The sequence below is a fragment of the Pseudomonas citri genome (genome assembly GCF_025336485.1).
Classification (GTDB): Bacteria; Pseudomonadota; Gammaproteobacteria; order Pseudomonadales; family Pseudomonadaceae; genus Aquipseudomonas; species Aquipseudomonas citri.
The window spans coordinates 14158-31193 of the sequence record NZ_JAODAB010000038.1 but is presented as its reverse complement, the minus strand read 5'-3'; the positions used below and the strand labels follow the sequence as shown (position 1 = coordinate 31193).

12 protein-coding genes and 1 pseudogene are annotated in these 17036 nt (G+C 58.8%); 9 read left to right on the top strand and 4 right to left on the bottom strand.

Features of this window, described 5'->3' with window-relative positions:
• Positions 1–377: 377 nt before the first annotated feature.
• Complete coding sequence (locus tag N4Q37_RS26225) at positions 378–1049, top strand: response regulator (RefSeq protein WP_260963096.1); 672 nt, start codon at positions 378–380, stop codon at positions 1047–1049.
• Positions 1042–2433 carry a sensor histidine kinase gene (locus N4Q37_RS26220; RefSeq protein WP_260963095.1) on the top strand — a complete coding sequence of 464 codons (1392 nt, stop codon included), beginning with the start codon at positions 1042–1044 and terminating at the stop codon, positions 2431–2433. The genes N4Q37_RS26225 and N4Q37_RS26220 overlap by 8 nt, the downstream gene beginning before the upstream one ends.
• Before the next feature lie 147 nt (positions 2434–2580).
• Here the strand turns inward: N4Q37_RS26220 and N4Q37_RS26215 are convergent, their stop codons facing one another.
• On the bottom strand, positions 2581–3402 hold the full coding sequence (locus N4Q37_RS26215; RefSeq protein ID WP_260963094.1) for an HDOD domain-containing protein: 822 nt from the start codon (positions 3400–3402) through the stop codon (positions 2581–2583).
• Positions 3403–3437: 35 nt separating this feature from the next.
• Positions 3438–4379, bottom strand: coding sequence for a CAF17-like 4Fe-4S cluster assembly/insertion protein YgfZ (gene ygfZ, locus N4Q37_RS26210; RefSeq protein WP_260963093.1), 942 nt, complete (start codon positions 4377–4379; stop codon positions 3438–3440).
• Positions 4380–4528: 149 nt separating this feature from the next.
• On the opposite strand from ygfZ, the gene N4Q37_RS26205 reads away from it, so the two are divergent.
• Both N4Q37_RS26205 and N4Q37_RS26200 read left to right on the top strand, forming a co-directional pair.
• Positions 4529–4783 carry an FAD assembly factor SdhE gene (locus N4Q37_RS26205; protein ID WP_003184348.1) on the top strand — a complete coding sequence of 85 codons (255 nt, stop codon included), beginning with the start codon at positions 4529–4531 and terminating at the stop codon, positions 4781–4783.
• The gene (locus N4Q37_RS26200; RefSeq protein WP_260963092.1) at positions 4767–5219 is read left to right on the top strand and encodes a protein YgfX; all 453 of its coding nucleotides are present in this window, start codon (positions 4767–4769) and stop codon (positions 5217–5219) included. The genes N4Q37_RS26205 and N4Q37_RS26200 overlap by 17 nt, the downstream gene beginning before the upstream one ends.
• Here the strand turns inward: N4Q37_RS26200 and N4Q37_RS26195 are convergent.
• Positions 5188–5373, bottom strand: a pseudogene (locus tag N4Q37_RS26195) (L-aspartate oxidase); the annotation flags it as partial. The gene N4Q37_RS26200 and the pseudogene N4Q37_RS26195 overlap by 32 nt on opposite strands.
• Before the next feature lie 51 nt (positions 5374–5424).
• Between N4Q37_RS26195 and N4Q37_RS26190 the strand changes: the two are divergent.
• From N4Q37_RS26190 to N4Q37_RS26170, 5 genes are all read left to right on the top strand, one after another.
• Complete coding sequence (locus tag N4Q37_RS26190) at positions 5425–6930, top strand: tyrosine-type recombinase/integrase (RefSeq protein ID WP_260963091.1); 1506 nt, start codon at positions 5425–5427, stop codon at positions 6928–6930.
• 35 nt (positions 6931–6965) lie between these two features.
• Positions 6966–7256, top strand: coding sequence for a hypothetical protein (locus N4Q37_RS26185; RefSeq protein ID WP_260963090.1), 291 nt, complete (start codon positions 6966–6968; stop codon positions 7254–7256).
• Positions 7257–7992: 736 nt separating this feature from the next.
• Positions 7993–8679, top strand: coding sequence for a BRO-N domain-containing protein (locus N4Q37_RS26180; RefSeq protein ID WP_260963089.1), 687 nt, complete (start codon positions 7993–7995; stop codon positions 8677–8679).
• A gap of 250 nt (positions 8680–8929) precedes the next feature.
• Positions 8930–13024 carry a transglycosylase SLT domain-containing protein gene (locus tag N4Q37_RS26175; protein WP_260963088.1) on the top strand — a complete coding sequence of 1365 codons (4095 nt, stop codon included), beginning with the start codon at positions 8930–8932 and terminating at the stop codon, positions 13022–13024.
• Between the two features lie 970 nt (positions 13025–13994).
• Positions 13995–14537, top strand: coding sequence for a KilA-N domain-containing protein (locus N4Q37_RS26170; RefSeq protein WP_260963087.1), 543 nt, complete (start codon positions 13995–13997; stop codon positions 14535–14537).
• Between the two features lie 449 nt (positions 14538–14986).
• Here N4Q37_RS26170 and nadB read toward each other — a convergent pair whose 3' ends face one another.
• A complete protein-coding gene (gene nadB / locus N4Q37_RS26165; protein WP_260963086.1) occupies positions 14987–16594 on the bottom strand; it encodes an L-aspartate oxidase in 1608 nt (535 codons plus the stop codon).
• Between the last annotated feature and the right edge of the window lie 442 nt (positions 16595–17036).

The following is a 17036-nucleotide window of genomic DNA, read 5'->3' as shown; positions in this document are numbered from 1 at the left end:
ATTGTTGTTGTGTGTGGTGAAAACGGGTCGTTGACAGGTACGCGTGCTCATTGCCGACGGCTGGCGAAAATCGTTGCCAGGCTTGACGGCGCAAGGGTCTTTGCAGAAGCGGTGAGGACAAGCAGGCGCTGGGCCTGGGGCTGCATGGACAGCATGATGGGACTCCGCGTTGTTTTTCTTATAAGTCGAAAACACATCAGGGTGTTTTTCGTGCGTGACAGGCAGTCGAAACTGTCCGTGAGAGGACTCTAATGGCCTAACCTTTCGCTAACCTTTCAATAGCTTTCAGTGCGTTTTTGGGCTTCACACTGGCGGATGCGGCTGTAAACTCCGCGCCAAAGAATGGTGCCGGCCATCCCTGAATCGAGGAAAAACCCATGCGTGTCCTGCTCGTCGAAGACCATCTGCAGCTCGCTGATAGTGTCGCCCAGGCGCTCAAGAGCGCGGGGTTGACCGTGGATGTGCTGCACGATGGGGTGGCCGCCGACCTGGCCCTGGGCAGCGAAGAGTATGCCGTGGCGATTCTCGATGTCGGGCTGCCGCGCATGGATGGCTTCGAGGTACTGGCCCGGTTGCGGGCTCGCGGCAAGACCCTGCCGGTGCTGATGCTGACCGCTCGCAGCGACGTCAAGGACCGGGTCCACGGGCTGAACCTGGGGGCCGACGATTACCTGGCCAAGCCGTTCGAACTGACGGAGCTCGAAGCCCGGGTCAAGGCGTTGCTGCGCCGTAGCGTACTGGGCGGTGAGCGTCAGCAGCGTTGCGGTGGGTTGGTGTATGACCTGGATACCCGCCGCTTTACCCTCGACGATGAACTGCTCACCCTGACGTCCCGCGAGCAAGCCGTGCTGGAGGCGCTGATCGCCCGGCCCGGGCGGGTGATGAGCAAGGAGCAACTGGCGGCCCATGTGTTCGGCCTGGATGAAGAAGCCAGCCCCGATGCCATCGAAATCTACGTCCATCGCCTGCGCAAGAAGCTCGACGGTCATGCCGTGGCCATCGTGACGTTCCGCGGCCTGGGGTATCTGCTGGAAAATCGTGATGCATAAGCCCGACAGCTTGCGCTGGCGGCTGCTGGGCAACCTGGCGCTGTTGCTGGTGGTGCTGATGATCGCCAGCGGCCTGAGCGCTTACTGGAATGGTCGTGAGGCCGCGGACACCGCGTACGACCGAACCCTGCTGGCTTCGGCCAGGACCATCGCCGCCGGTCTTTCGCAGCGCGACGGCAGCCTCAGCGCGGATGTGCCGTATGTGGCCCTGGACACCTTCGCCTACGACAGCGCCGGGCGCATCTATTACCAGGTCAATGACATCAACAAGCAGTTGATCTCCGGCTACGAAAACCTTCCCGGTCCGCCGCCGGGCACACCACGCACGGACGATTACCCGGCCCTGGCGCGCTTCTACAATGCCCAATACCAGGGGCAAGACGTACGGGTGGTGAGCCTGCTCAAGGCGGTGAGCGAGCCAAACATGAATGGCATGGCGGAAATTCGCGTGGCGGAAACCGAGGAGGCGCGGGTTCGCATGGCCCGTAGCCTGATGGCCGATACGTTGTTGCGCCTGGGTATGCTGGCAGTTGGAGCGTTGCTGCTGGTGTGGTTCGCCGTCAGTGCCGCACTGCGGCCGCTGGAACGGTTGCGCACCGCGGTGGAGGAGCGTCAATCGGATGATTTGCGTGCGTTGCCGCTGGTGGAGGTGCAGCGTGAACTCTGGCCACTGGTGCGTGCGCTCAACCATTTCACCGAACGCCTGCGCGTGCAGTTCGAGCGCCAGGCGCAATTCATTGCCGATGCGGCCCATGAGTTGCGCACGCCCCTGGCCGCGCTCAAGGCCCGTCTTGAGTTGGGCTTGCGCGCCAGTGAACCGGCGGTTTGGCGGGAAACCCTGGAAACCGCGGCCCAAGGTACGGACCGGCTGACCCACCTGGCCAACCAGCTGTTGTCCATGGCGCGCGTGGAAAACGGTGCCCGGGCCATCGCCGAGGGCGGTGCGCAACTGCTCGATCTGAGCCAGTTGGCCCGGGAATTGGGCATGGCCATGGCCCCGCTGGCCCACGCGCGCGGCGTGGCGCTGGCCCTGGAGGCCGACGAACCGGTCTGGCTGCGGGGTGAGCCGACCTTGTTGAACGAACTGCTGAGCAATCTGGTGGACAACGCCTTGGCCCACACGCCCTCGGGAGGCAACGTGATCCTGCGGGTCTGCGCGCCGGCGGTGCTGGAAGTCGAGGATGATGGGCCCGGTATTCCGTCGCATGAACGGGAGCGGGTGTTCGAGCGCTTTTATCGACGCAACCAGCAAGTGGCCGGTTCGGGGCTGGGGTTGGCGATCGTCGGGGAAATCTGCCGTGCGCACCTGGCCCAGATCAGCCTGCACGACGGGCAAGAACGTGGGTTGAAGGTGCGGGTGAGCTTTACCCCCAACTCAGACTGACTTGTGGGAGCAAGGCTTGCCCGCGATGGCAGCGATGCGGTCTTTGGCGAGACCGAGGCGCCTGTTTCGCGAGCAAGCTTTGCTCCCACAAGTCCTTGAGCCACATGTTGTGGCTGCTCACGTTCATTGGCTGTCGGCCTGGGCTGCTTAATAGAACATCGACCGTGCTTCTTCGATATCCGCGCACCGATCCTTGTTATCCGGGTCGATGCCCAGCTTCCTGAAGGCCGGCACGGCGAACAGGTCGACCCGGCTGAAGGGGTGGTCAGTGTCCTTGTAGCAAAGCAGCGCGGCGACCTGCACCAGGTCGACATAGTCGAGCTGCTTCGAATTCCGGGATAGGTCCTGATACTGCCCCGGAAGCTTCACCAGCCGTTCCGGAAACTCCCAGACGCTGAGCAATTTGTCTCCGAGTACGGGATGGATCGTTTCGATGACATGGTTGAGGCTGACCGGATCCGACAGCAATTCATTGTTGTCTTGCGCGTACGTCAGGATCGGCAGCACGCCGATCTGATGCACCAGCCCGCCCAGTGCGGCCTGGTCGGGCTTGAGTTGCGTGTAGCCACGGCACAACGCGTAGCTGACGCCGGCGATCTGCAGGCTTTTGCGCCAAACCTCGCGCATCTTCTGTTCCACGACCTCGGAACGGGCGTGGAAAATCTGCTCCATCACCAGGCCGATGGCCAGGTTGCTGCTGTAGTTGACCCCCAGTCGGGTGATCGCCGTGTGCAGGTCAGTGACTTCCTGGGTGGCGCGGAGCAGGGGGCTGTTGACCACTTTTATCAGGCGAGCCGACAGCGCCGTGTCCCGGCCGATGACTTTGCTCAGGTTGCTGACACTGATTTCCGGGTCTTCGGCGGCCCGGCGAATCTGTAGGGCCACTTCCGGTAACGTTGGTAGGACCAGGTCATCGTTATCGATGGCCTCCACCAAATCCCGTTGGACCTTTTCCGCCAAATCGCTCATTTACATTCTCTAGGGTGTTGCGATAAATGCTGCGATCAGCGCTGGATTTCGCGGTCGCGGTCCAGTTCGTAAGGCAGTTCCAACAGTTGCAAGGCCGGGCCTTCCAGGGTGCCGAGGTGCAGGTCGCCATCTTCCACCGCTTCGGCTTGCAACACCGCCAGCAGCTCGATGTGTGACTCGGCACGGGCTGCAATCACCACTTCGCCGATGGAACTGGCATGGGTGGGGGAAAACAGGGCGGTGCCGGGTTCCGGCAGCTCGTTGGCGTCCAGTTGCAGGCGATAAAGGCGCCGCTTGAGCTTGCCCAGGTACTGCATGCGGGCGACGATTTCCTGGCCGGTGTAGCAGCCTTTCTTGAAGCTCACGCCGCCGACGGCTTGCAGGTTGAGCATCTGCGGGATGAACAGTTCGCGTGTGGCCGGCATGACCTGGCCGATCCCGGCACGGACCTGGCCGAGCAGCCACGGGTTCAGGTCCACCTCGGCGAGTTCGGCGCGCAGCTGGTTTTTCAATGCATCGGCCTGGTCGGCGGGCGCCCACAATTCGGCGCGGCCAGGGGAAACGCGAATGGCGATCAAGGCTTGATGGCGAACCACGCTGTCGGCATCTGCCGGCAGGTCAAGACCCAGGCCGATCAGCACCTTGTCGGCATTTTCCAGGCCGAAACGAACCCAGGCGGCGCTTTCATCGGTGAGCTTGGATTTGGAGAACACGGAGTATTTCTTCAGGTCCGCCAACTGCGGTTCGAGCAATGGGCTGGCCATGGCCAACAATACGCCGTCACCTTCGAGCAGGATGCGGAAACTCGATTGCATCCGCCCCTTCTGGGTACAGCGGGCGCCGAGGCTGGCCTGGGTGTCGCTCAGGTAGTTGAGGTTGCAGGTCAATTGACCTTGCAGGAATTTGCCGGCATCCACGCCGCGGACTGCAAGAACGCCTTCGTGGGACAGGGTGCAGAAAAAAGCGGAATCAGCCATGGGTCATCGCAGGATAAAAAGTCTGGTGGACATCATAAGGGCGCGCCCTTGAAATGGGTAGTTCACAAAGGATCGGCGGTGACCGAACAAAGCGGTCTGTTGCGCCGCGGCTGGGGCTGTATACTTGCGCTCTATTTGAGGAGCGCTCCATGGTCGAAGATGTTGAACTGAATCGCCTCTACTGGCACAGCCGCCGCGGCATGCTTGAGCTGGACGTGTTGCTGGTGCCATTCGTGAAAGAGGTCTACCCCCATCTGAATGAAGTGGACCGTGCGTGCTACGTGCGCCTGCTTGAGTGCGAAGACCAGGACATGTTCGGCTGGTTCATGGAGCGCAGCGAATCCGAAGACCCTGAGCTACAGCGCATGGTCCGGATGATCCTGGACCGTGTCCAGCCCAAGTAATCGCTTCGAATGCCGCTGGCAAGCCTCCGGGCAACTGCTGGCGGCCTATCTTCTGGCCCAGGGGCTCGCCCTGGTGGTGTTGTTGGCATTGGCCGTTCCTTCCTGGCTCGCAGTGCTGGGCGTTGCCCTTTGCTTGGTCCATGGTGCCTGGACGATACCGCGCCAGATATTGCTGACCCATCGCCAGGCGTTCTGCGGGTTACGTCGCGATGCCAAGGGCTGGCAGTTGTTGAACAACGGCGGGGGCTGGCAAACGGTGCAACTGCGTCCTGACAGCCTGGCGCTGCCCTTGATCATCGTGTTGCGCTTTCGCCTGTCCGGTGAGCGACGGGTCCGCTCGCTGTGCGTGCCCCGCGACGCGCTGGCGCCGGATGTTCATCGGCGCCTGCGGGTGCGGCTCAGATTCAGCCGGCGTAGGTGGGCGGCACCAGAATAGTGTCAAGGGCCTCGGGCAGCAGGCCCGGGTAGTCGAGGGTGTAATGCAGGCCCCGGCTTTCCTTGCGCTCCATGGCCGAGCGGATCATCAGTTCGGCCACCTGCGCCAGGTTGCGCAGCTCGATCAGGTCTCGGCTGACCTTGTAGTTGCTGTAGGACGCTGCACTTGTGAGGCTCAAACCCAAGTAACAGAAGGGTTACAGCCCATGCTTCAACCATCAGCCGCCGCACCTGCAAGAACCCCGTTCAAAATTCAGCTCTCCAAGCCTTGGCATTATCGTCGAGCAGGAATCTATTACCTTCGAGTCAGACCGAAAGGCTCGAACGCTTTAAGCTACACGCTTTCACTACGGACATCGGACAGACCCAAGGCAATGGCTCTAAGTAAGCAGATACAGACCACCCTGAGACGGTTTCACCTCGACAGGCCTGAGGCCACTTGGGAGGAGCTGCGAGATCACCTCAAGGACATCGCGGAGGACATCCTGGCGACCCCTACGGAGTGGGAGCGCATGGATTCAATGGGGCTGGTCTACTCGGATGTCCAAGAGGACCTCTACCGTATTGCGGTCACTTCAGCGTTAACCCATGCGCAGGCCCAGGCGGTCACCTTGAGCCGTCAGATAATGCGCGCAGCTCAGGATCGTGTATTGGGGGACCCCAGGGGCCTTGTGGGGCTCATAGATGAAATGAATAGGCCGCTTACCTCTCATAGGGAGGGTCTTGATTCCCTGTCCCTATCTGTAGGTGCCTCCAAAGATCGCACTAATAGCCGTCGCTCGAAGGGCGAGCCTGCATTGACGTTTGAAGCCCTTGCGGGCCTCTACATGGCGGAACAAGAAAGCAGTCTCCGGGATAGCACCTTGAAAGACATCAAGACTTCTTGCCGCCAGTTGGTCGATGCATTGGGCCCATTGGACTTGAGAAGGCACACCAGGGCAGACCTAATAGGCATGCGGGGCAAGCTGGGTGAAGGTCGTAAGGTTTCGACCGTCAATAAACTCCTAACCCGTCTTTCCACGGTTCTGGCCTGGGGAGTGAATAACGGCTATCTGGAGAAAACCTTCGACAAGAAACTGAAGATCGCAAGGGGTTCTGAGAGTAGCCGAGAGGCATTTACCCAGGAGCAGGTGCGTCAGCTCATGGCGTATGTCAATGGTCTCCCCGTGTCCTCCTGGGAGCGTTGGGCCTTGAGTCTGGCCGTGATAACTGGAGCGCGCCTCAATGAAATCAGCCAGCTCCGCAATGCTGATGTCCGTGAGATTGGTTCCACCTGGGTTATTGATCTCAACACCGATGACGGTAAATCACTGAAGAACAAGCATTCCGTACGTGTCGTGCCCCTTATCGATGGCGCATACGGGTTCGACTTGGGGGCCTTCCTGGGATTTATCAATGGGGCACCTAAGGATGGCCGTATATTCAATGTCAGGTCTGAATATGTCGGTCAGGCCCTTGCGGCAGTGATCCGAAAGGTCCTCCAGACCAAGGCGGGTGGGTCCCTGACGTTCCACTCTTTGCGCCATTCGTTGGCATCGTTGCTGAAGGAGCATGAAGTTCAATTGACTACGGCTCAAGGCATCCTTGGGCATAGTTCGCAGTCGATTACATTTGACCTTTACGGGGGAGGGCAGCGGGTGAGCGTTGAGAGACTGGCAGATGTTCTAAGGAAAGTATTTGAGAAGTCGGACAACCAATTTCCCGAAGCCTAACGACCCAACATAACGCTAATGTAACGAGGCCAACCATGAACGCACTTGTCCAACTCCCGACAACTGTCCGCGCTGTAACTTCCTTTCCGTTCGATGTCTACGGCTATCGCTTGCATGCCGTAGAGAAGCCTGTTGGTTTGAAGGCTGGCATCGTCCCCGCAGGCATTGGGTATATGCCGTGGGTAATCCGCATGCTGAAAATGGCAGATGATCTTCAGCGTCTCACAGTGCGTGAGGAGATGGCGCGTTCGGAGTATCAACGGTTCGGCAGGTGGCCCGCAGATCTTGTGGGAACATGGCGATGGGGCGAGAAGAACGCCTCCTGAGTTATTCTGAATGGTCGCGCCAAGTCCCGTCCAGAGCTGCAAATAGTTACTACCTGATTGTTTAAAACGAAGGGTCGGCCTTAACGGATGGCCCTTTTGTTTGCCCAAGGCTGGGTAGGTCTGCCGAACGATCCAAGAGATACAAGAAAATTGTATCTTTGCCCTACATGATTCGTGTAGGGGCCGCCCAGAAGCCTGCGGCCTCTTTCACGTCGGTAGCCTATTCGCGCAAATACCACAGGTGCGGGGTATCGCTTTCGACATTGACTGATAAATTATCGGCCAGTCTCCCTAAGATGCTTTGGGCTGGGCATCCAGCGCACGACGTTCTGTTCATTGCTACATGGAGCGCAAGGGCGGCGGGTTTGAAAGCCCCGGCCACATGGGGCACTCAGGCGCGGCGGTCCCATGGTGCTGGGAGTGGAATAGCAACACTGATCGATATTCCCTCGGTTAGTCTGCCGACCGACGCGCAAGGGCTATCAGGGCTTGATAGACCTAACCAAAGATCCAAGCGGCAAAAGTACCAGAAAGCAACCTCTGCTCGGTCGATCAAGTTCTTCTGTACGGTGCCTCAGTCAGACGCACCCAAGTCCACCTTCCATGCACCGAGCGGTAATGAGGTGCTGACCTACAGCATTGACACCGGGGCTTCAGGGACGCTCACAGTCAACCTCGGCTCCCTCATCTACATCTACAAGCTGTCCGATATCGTGGGCCGGATCGAGGTAGCTGTATGAAGTTTGTTAAGCAGAGCTTTATGGGCGTCGATTTGGACATCCTGATAGGGCATCCTGAGCATGACATTCTGTTCATCGCCACACAGGTTGCAAGGGCTGCGGGATTGGTAAATCACCGATCAACAGTTGGTAACTTCAAGGCCAGTAAGCACTGCAAGGTTAGGCTCTCTATTGGAGAGGTGTTCGTCCCGTACACAGATCATGTACAGGATATTCCCAAGGCTGAGAATGGGCGCGCCTTCCATTCGACGACGAGCTTGTTGACTGAGCCTGACACCTACCAAATGCTCCTTCGGGGCCACGCTCCGCAGTCCGAGCCATTCCGTAAGTGGGTCACCGAAGAGGTCCTCCCAGCTATCCGAAAGACTGGCTCCTACAACGTCAACGAGAGCGAGACACCCGAGGCCCTTCAGTTCTCCGGGGAGTTCGCAGCGCTACATCAGGCCCTCGCTGAGCTGACCGGGGAGGTCCGCAGTCTCAAGGATGTCATAGCAGGGCTCCAAAACTCCTCACTCAAAGCGACCCCAGAGCCCAGCCCATACGAGGGGCAGGCGGCAGTCGCAGTGTGTGATCCTGCTGGTTTCCAAAAGCGCCTCTATATTGAACTGGCTGAGCCTTACCTTGACCAGATCGCATCGGAACGGGTCATGAAGCGCGCAAAGTTCATCAATTGTTTGGCATAAGCGCCATATGCTGACTGAAAAGCCATCTTTTAGATATTCCTGCCTGAATTTTCTTCCAAGTAACCAAAAAACCTCGCGGGCCAGAATGCGTTGCAACGCACGTTCTGGATGGCACCTGAGGTTTTTGCTATTGGTTTGCCGGATCGCTTCACCAAGGCCCTCTCCGAGGCTTGCAGAAACACTCACTTATGAGAGTCCCAAGTAAAAGCCCTCACTGGAAAGAAGACACACAACCATTGAGGGCCACGACATGCAACAACTCCGCGACTACGACAAGATCAAGGCCGAGGGTGGACCGTATGACTCGCTCATTCAGGCCGCCTCGGAGCAACAAGGGGTTCCTTACGATCTCCTACACAAGCAAATTTTCCTGGAGTCCTCCTTCAACCCCAAAGCGGTGAGCCCCACCGGCCCCCGTGGTCTCGCACAGATGACCCGAGCCACTGGGTTGGCGTATGGCCTGGAGCACGACGAGGATTTTTTCGATCCCGCTAAGTCCATCGAGGCTGCCGCTCGGCACATGAAGGACAATATCAAGATGGCCGGTGGCGATCAGCTCAAGGCCCTCCTGATGTACAACCAAGGGGCAGGACCGAAAGGTTCTCCCCAGCTCCAAGCGTATGACCGTGGGGACTTCTCCGGGGTCAGCGAGGAAGGCTTGAACTACATGCGCAAGCTCATGGACGTGACCAACACCGGCAAGAAGGCCGAGCTGGATGGTTTCGTAAAGCCAGCAGGCGGGTTTGAGGCTCCCGCTGGACTGGAGGCTCAACCTAAGGCGACTCCGGGGAACGTCCCGGATACCCTTGCCTCCTTCGGTTTTCAGGGCAAGGACGTCGCTCCTAAGGCCCCAACCTTTGCCCAGGAGCTGTACGCTACCACCGGCAAGACCGAAGAGACCGACCCGGATAAGCTGTTCTACAAGCTGGGCGAGACCGCCGATGAGGCTATCCAGAACTCCCAGATTGGCGTGATGATCCGAGCAGCCTCCCAAGGCGCCCAGGATGCAGACTTCATGTCGGCTTATCAGATGGCTCGGGATGTGTTTAACGACCCCTTCGAAGGTGGTCGTCTGGAGCGCTGGGAGGAGTCCGACTACGAGAACCTCAGGAACTCGAAGCTTGACCCTCAGTTCTACGATGTGGTCCTTCGGGGCCGCAAGCAGGACTTCGAGAGTAACGTCGCGCTGGCCCTCCGAAACCAAGAGCTATCCGCTCAGGCCGAAGGGGCGGGCTTAGGGGCCCAGCTATTGGGTGGTGCTGCTGGCATTCCCCTCGACCCCTGGAGCTACGTGTCCCCAGGTAAGGCCGCAGCAGGGAACCTTGGGGCCCGCTTGGCTGGCGGTGCGTTGGCCGGTGGCGCCTTGGGTGGTCTTTCGGAGCACGGTGCCGCTAAGGCTTCGGGCCGGGAGGAACACCTGGGGATGGCAATTGCTGGTGGTGCGGCGTTCGGTGGAGTCCTCAATGGGCTCCTCGGGGCCCGACCGGCAAGGAACTCTTGGGATGGCCCAGGGCCGCTTGAGGGTGAACTCCTGGGCCCGGAAGGTGGACCCACGGGCATAGCCCACGATCTTCCTCGGCTTGAGGCGGACTCCCTGGAAGGCATGCTCGGCCAGTTGCAGTTACCCAATCCAGAGGCACCGCTCAAGGGATCCATTCGACGGCTTCAGATGCGTGAGGCTGCGCGCTTGGCGGACGGTGAGGATCCATCAGGGATGCCCTTCCGGGATGGCGAGGAGATCAAGGAGAGCCCGGCAGGGCGCTACATGGATGTTCCTTTCGATCCCGAGGCTGCCCGCACTGCTGAAGGTTCGATCCTGAGTGGTGGCAACCCGATCAACCCCAAGACCCTGGAGACCTTCAAGGACCTCGACCCATTCGGCAACCGGGCCAACCCTGGGTTCAAGCTGGGCGGGGAAACGGAGATTGGATTCAAGCTTGCGTACTCGGAAAACCCTGAGATCCGTGGGTTGGCCTACGATCTCTTCAGGTCCACCACGGGCTACCAGACCGGCTCCAATGGCAAGTTCGGGGCTACCGCCTCGGACATCGTTGAGCGCCTTCGGTCCCAGGACAATGTGGCCCACAATGCGTTCTCTGAGCGGTTCGATGAGATCCTGAAGGATCCTTACTGGCGAGCCCAGGATGGAACTTCAGCAGGTAAGCGGGAGACCGCAAGCCGTCGAATCGTTGAGGCCATGGAGTCCAACGGCGCAAGTAAGGTCAAGCTGACCCCTGCGGAGACCCAGCTTCTCAATGAGCTGCGGGACCATATGACGCAGAAATGGGACTACATCGAGAACCCTGGGCAGTTCGGCAACTTGAGTGCCAAGAGTCTTCTCGAAGAAACCCGTCACGCTGGTTCCTACTACCCGCAACGCTACAGCACAGCCGCGAAGCAGGAAATGATCCGGCGCCTGGGCAGCGGGGAGGCCCTTCAGGAAGCGATCTCACGGTCCTGGCTGGCGAGCTACATGAAGCGCCCTGAGGTCCGTGCTCGGGTCGATAAGATGATCCAAGAGCGAGCCGGGGAAACCCCAATGACACCTGAGGCCATCCGTGAGGCGGTCGCCAAGTACGCTAACGACAAGGCCAAGGGTATCGCTCAGACCGAGCAGTTCAACCGTAGCTCCCTCTTGGATGAACACTTGGACGACTGGGTTGGCATTGAGAACAACGACTACCTCGAAGCCAGGAACCTGTTCGATTCGGACGTGGAGATCAACCTCCCGGACGGCTCCCTGTTTTCCGTGAACGATCTCCGTGAGTTCGACATCATGCGAGTGGTCCCTCAGTACGACCGCAGGGTTAACGGTGACGTGGCCCTGATGGGCGGCACTGGGAAGACCACGAAGCAGATTAAGGACATGGCTACCAAGATGCGGGGCAAAGGCGAGTCGCTCGACTCAGATTTAGCGATTGAATCCAATGCACTCATGGAAGCCTTGAAGATGTTCACAGGTCGGGCTCGTAGAGATCCTGATGACGCCTGGGCCACGGTTGCGCGGTCCTTGAACGACATTGGGTTCACGACCAAGAACGCCTATATGGGCATCCAGAACTTCACCGAGGCAGCCAGTATCATCGTCAAGGGTCACCAGAAGATGCTCCTCAAGGGCATCCCTGTGCTCAAGCGCTGGGCGACAGCCAAGGAGAAGCTGGAGCCTGCGGATATCAAGCAGATGCACGGCTTGATCTTCGGGCGAGAACTGGATGACATCTTGCGTCCAACCCGCCAGGACATTGTGGATCGCCTTCGGCAGACCAGCAGCCTTGCAGCTTCCCAGGTAGCAGGGTCCATCAAGTGGGCTACAGGCGAAGTGGCCGCAAGGTCCCCGTTTACTTGGCTCCTCCGTGAGTCCGGTAACTACATCCTGGACGCTGGCCGTCAGGGCCTCATGGTTGACCTCATCGACCATACCCTGAACAAGACGGCCTCGACCCTCTACAGCCCGGAGAGGCTCCGTTCGGCGTCCATTACCCCTGAGCAATTCAAGGGCATTCAGTCGCTCATCAAGAAGCACTTCAGGCAGGACCCAGAGTCCGGCAAGTGGCGCATTGAGAACGCCGAGAAGCTGGCCGCTGATACCCGCTCGATGGACCTGTGGCGCCTTGGGGACCGGATCGCTGATGAAACAATGCTGCGACCTCATAAGATGTCCTCAGCCTCTATGAAGGCTGGGAGCGCCTATTGGGACATGGCCCTTCAGTTCAAACGGTTCGTCCTGAAGTCACTCAATGCTCGTGTCATTCGTGGCTGGGCAGAGGCCACCCGCAACGGACAGGCACTCGACCAGGGCCTTCTGGTCCTTGTGTCTCTCGGTCTGGCTACTGGCTACTATGTGGCGCGAGTCCAGTTAAATGCTTTGGCTATGCCCGACCGGGCTCGCAAGGAGTACCTCGATAAAGCGATGACCCCTGGAATGCTGGCGTATGCAGGGATCTCCCGCAGCTCCCACGTAGGGGCGCCTCTGGGTGTCCTCAACTTCTTCACGGCCCCCTTTGGATACGATCAGGCCGCGATGGTGCGCACCTCGATCCTTCCGCGTGAACCCAAGGAGAAGCAGGGGGACAAGCCCATCAAGTTCAGTCCCCTTCAGTCTGACCTCATGACCGGCTTCATGGGCCGTGTGGGTGAACAGATCCCGGCTGCGGGTGTGATCGGCAACGGCGCCCAGGCTGCCAACGGGGCAATCCATTTGCTCCGGGGAGATCGCAGGGATGACCTTCAGGGTCACCGCACAGGGATGTACAACGCCCTCAAGCAGTTCGTCCCCAACGATCCGGCCACCCAGTTCTTCATGCAGAAACTTGCCGAGTCTCAAGGCGTGGAGATCAAGCGGTAACTATCGGCTATCCAGCCAAGCGATTTCCTCGCATGACTGCAACTCTTTCAGTCTCCTTAGGTAAAGGTCCTCAGGCATCGAGCCCGAGCTGAAGTGGGTTCTGGCTTTCGCCCTTTCTTCAGCCAAGCAACGTAGAGTTCTTCCCAGCTTTTCGTCCTTAATCCTGCGCGCGATCTGTGGTCGTTTGTCCCACCATGCTTCTTTAGCTATGGCCCCAAACATCCAGAGCATCACCAGCGCGGTGACAGCTTCGGCAAGAGATGTCATGTGCTTCCTTGTCTATCCGGTCATCCGGTCATCCGGTCCACGAGATTACCCGGAGGCTTTGCAGGCAGACAACAGGGGATTTAAAAACCCTCACTTTAAGGGATACACGAAGATAAGCCCGCATGGATCATCATGCGGCCCTTCAGTTTCTCAATGCCAGCTCTCAAGGTTGGCCTCTGCTGACCCGCTCGGGTCGCCTTCTTGTTCTTCGCCAGTCGCTGCCATCACGGGCAAGCCAAGTCGGACAATCGGAGGACAATCGGGAGCTGATGAGCCCGAGCCTAAGGCAGACAGGCGTATCGTGGTGTTTCGCTCTGTGTCCTTTTCGGATGACCTTGGGCCTTTTCGAGAATTGGGGGCGCTCGGACTGACCACGAGAACAGGGGGGGCTTAAGAACTTAAAGATTTCCTGAGGAATCAAATAATTGTCTTGTGAAACAAGCAATTAAATCTCTTAGGTATCTTTAGGTTCCACTCTCCTCTCTGAGAGGTCTCATAGTTGGGACGGGTCTTGTCAGACCGCGATTCCTGATTTCCTTGGGTCTTTCGATTCTCTTCTCGTCACCTCTTTGTCCATCGCTGGGCAGTCTAAGAACACGGTCTTTCTGTTTGCTCCTTGCGCCAATACCGGTCCCATTGTCGTGGGCCCGTGTGCCGGTCATTGGGAGCGAACGCAGGGGGCAAACAAAAGGAAAAACGACAAATGAACATCGACATCACTCATAAGCACGCTGGGCACATCGTCATAATCGAAGGTCACCCATTCAAATCGAACAATGCTGGCAAGTGGGACCTTATCGAGATATGGAAAGCCCTGAAATTGGATGCCAACAAGTCTCCAAGTCAGTGGCGAACCAAGGAAGCGCAGCGTCTGGTAACTCTGCAATTTTTGCATAGTAAGCAGGGACGTCTTGGAGGAACTTGGGCGACCAAAAGGGCGGTCATTGAGTATGCCGCCTGGGTGTCTCCTGAATTCAAAGATACGGTCTTCGATGCCTTCGAGGCGATCCTTGAAAGCCCAGAGGTAGCCCGAGTAGTCGCCAAGATCATGCATGACTCCGGTCGGCTGCACAGCTCCTCGATCCTTGAGCGAATGCTCAATGAGAACCAAGAACGCAACCAGATACTACGGAGCCTCAACCGAGGCCGCACGTTGAGCCGTGAGCAAAAGGAGCGTCGGAAAGTGAGCCGTCAGTTCCGCGCAGAAGCCAAGAGGCAGCGTAATGCAGGTCAGCAGTATTATTGATGGCCCAGGCTTCCAACATACCTCCGATCACTACTGTGCGAAGCCTGCTTGAAGCCATCCAAGTTTCCCGACTCGCATGAAGAAAGGAGTGAGCCCTCGGAAAGCCTTGGGCCGTCCGACCTAAAAGTCTGCTCTGACAGACCCATCCATATCCACATGCCGGCAGTCGGCGGATACCTTCTGATGAAGCTCTGAGATCCTAATGAGGGCCTCGGGGCTTTCTTTTCGAATACCTTACTATTTTTGTAGGGTATTGTGGCCTGCTAAATGGGGCTTTGAAAAATGGGGACAAAATTCCGAGACCCCATCTCATCGCAACTTTGCGCACGGACTCCCCCCATATGCCCCTTCGGATTACTCAGGAAAGCGCCGCAGCAAGGCTCTCCTGGGCAAAGAAAGTGTTAGCTTGGTGTCACAAGTGCTGTTATCGTCAGTGCCCTAAACCTGCCTCACAAGGGCGGCACAAGGATCGTATCCTTAGCCTCCTTCAGTGTCTCAGGGTAGTCGAGAGTGTAGTGCAGGCCCCGTGATTCCTTGCGTTCCATCGCGGAGCGGATCATGAGGTCTGCCACCTGCGCCAGGTTGCGCAGCTCGATCAGGTCTCGGCTGACCTTGTAGTTGCTGTAGAACTCGTCGATTTCATCCAGCAACAAGCGCACCCGGTGTTGAGCCCGTTGCAGCCGCTTGTTGGTGCGCACGATGCCGACATAGTCCCACATGAAACGCCGCAGTTCGTCCCAGTTGTGCGCAATGATCACATCCTCGTCCGAGTCGGTGACCTGGCTGGCGTCCCAGCAGGGCAGGGCGGCGGGAACACTGACCTGTGGCAGTTGTTCCAGAATGTCCGTTGCCGCCGAGCGAGCGTAGACGAAACATTCCAGGAGCGAATTGCTGGCCATGCGGTTGGCGCCGTGCAGGCCGGTGAAACTGGTTTCGCCGATCGCGTACAGGCCTGGTACGTCGGTGCGGCCCTGTTGGTCGACCATCACGCCGCCGCAGGTGTAATGGGCCGCCGGGACCACCGGAATCGGTTCCCGGGTAATGTCGATGGAGAATTCCAGGCAGCGTTCGTACACCGTCGGGAAATGACTCTTGATGAATGCCGCTGGCTTGTGGCTGATGTCCAGGTAGACGCAATCGATGCCCAGGCGCTTCATTTCATGGTCGATGGCCCGGGCGACGATGTCCCGCGGCGCCAGTTCCGCCCGGGGGTCGAAACGTGGCATGAAGCGCTCGCCATTGGGGAGCTTGAGGTGGGCACCTTCACCGCGCAGGGCCTCGGTCACCAGGAAACTCTTGGCCTGCGGGTGATACAGGCAGGTGGGGTGGAACTGATTGAACTCCAGGTTCGCCACCCGGCAGCCCGAACGCCAGGCCATGGCAATGCCATCGCCACAGGCGCCGTCGGGGTTGCTGGTATAGAGGTAGACCTTGGCTGCACCGCCGGAAGCCAGGATCACGAAGCGCGCGCCATAGGTGTCGACTTCGCCGGTACCTCGGTTGAGCACGTAGGCGCCAAGGCAGCGATCGCCGTCCAGGCCCAGGCGTTTTTCGGTGATCAGGTCGATGGCGACGCGCTGTTCCAGCAGTTCGATGTTGGGCCGCTTGCGTGCCTGGGCCAGCAGCGTCTTGAAGATCGCCGCGCCGGTAGCATCGGCCGCATGGATGATGCGCCGATGGCTATGGCCGCCTTCGCGGGTCAGGTGAAACTCGAAGCCACCGTCTTCCGTTGCCGATTGCTCGTCACGGGTGAACGGCACGCCCTGGTCGATCAGCCACTGGATGGCTTCCCTGCTGTGCTCGACGGTGAAGCGCACCGCTTGCTGGTCGCACAAGCCACCACCGGCATTGAGGGTGTCTTCGACATGGGATTCAATGGTGTCGGTATCGTCCAGGACGGCCGCTACGCCGCCTTGGGCCCAGAAGGTCGAACCGTTGGCCAGGTCACCCTTGCTCAAAACGGCAATGCGCAGGTGCTCCGGCAAGGTCAGGGCAAGGCTCAATCCGGCGGCGCCGCTGCCGATGACCAGAACATCGTGTTGGAACTGTTGGCTCATTCGAATAGTTTCCGCTCAAGGCGACCCGGGTCGGGGTGGGCGCGAGATATCCGTTTCAACGGGTCAGGCAGCCATGCAGCCCACTAGTATATAGAGGGGGGGAGCGGCACAATAGCCGGGCATTCATGGCAATGTGAAACCAGCGTGACAGAAAAGCGAGACGCTTCGTCGGATCACGATTTTGTCGGGCAGGCGATGAGATGGCCGTTTCAAGGATAAAACGCGGTTTATCTCATCACGGTTGCTCAATATTCGTTTCGAAGAGCTACAAGTAGTGGGAACTTTTGCCAAGCGCCTACGTTCAATAGACGGTTGTCTGCAGAAGGGAGCAGAGTCGGGTTGGTGCTGGATTTCGTTGGAAATCCGCCCGCAGGCCCGGTGACAGATTATTCGCGCAGCCGGGGTGTCTCGTGCTGCGTTTTTCGTGCGTGCCAGGATCAGC

Excerpts from the sequence above, each read along its gene's own strand:
- N4Q37_RS26185 (WP_260963090.1), top strand. The coding sequence starts at position 6,966 with ATGAACGCACTTGTCCAACTCCCGACAACTGTCCGCGCTGTAACTTCC.
- N4Q37_RS26175 (WP_260963088.1), top strand. The coding sequence starts at position 8,930 with ATGCAACAACTCCGCGACTACGACAAGATCAAGGCCGAGGGTGGACCG.
- N4Q37_RS26225 (WP_260963096.1), top strand. The coding sequence starts at position 378 with ATGCGTGTCCTGCTCGTCGAAGACCATCTGCAGCTCGCTGATAGTGTC.
- N4Q37_RS26170 (WP_260963087.1), top strand. The coding sequence starts at position 13,995 with ATGAACATCGACATCACTCATAAGCACGCTGGGCACATCGTCATAATC.
- N4Q37_RS26180 (WP_260963089.1), top strand. The coding sequence starts at position 7,993 with ATGAAGTTTGTTAAGCAGAGCTTTATGGGCGTCGATTTGGACATCCTG.
- N4Q37_RS26190 (WP_260963091.1), top strand. The coding sequence starts at position 5,425 with ATGCTTCAACCATCAGCCGCCGCACCTGCAAGAACCCCGTTCAAAATT.
- nadB (WP_260963086.1), bottom strand. The coding sequence starts at position 16,594 with ATGAGCCAACAGTTCCAACACGATGTTCTGGTCATCGGCAGCGGCGCC.
- N4Q37_RS26215 (WP_260963094.1), bottom strand. The coding sequence starts at position 3,402 with ATGAGCGATTTGGCGGAAAAGGTCCAACGGGATTTGGTGGAGGCCATC.
- ygfZ (WP_260963093.1), bottom strand. The coding sequence starts at position 4,379 with ATGGCTGATTCCGCTTTTTTCTGCACCCTGTCCCACGAAGGCGTTCTT.
- N4Q37_RS26220 (WP_260963095.1), top strand. The coding sequence starts at position 1,042 with ATGCATAAGCCCGACAGCTTGCGCTGGCGGCTGCTGGGCAACCTGGCG.
- N4Q37_RS26205 (WP_003184348.1), top strand. The coding sequence starts at position 4,529 with ATGGTCGAAGATGTTGAACTGAATCGCCTCTACTGGCACAGCCGCCGC.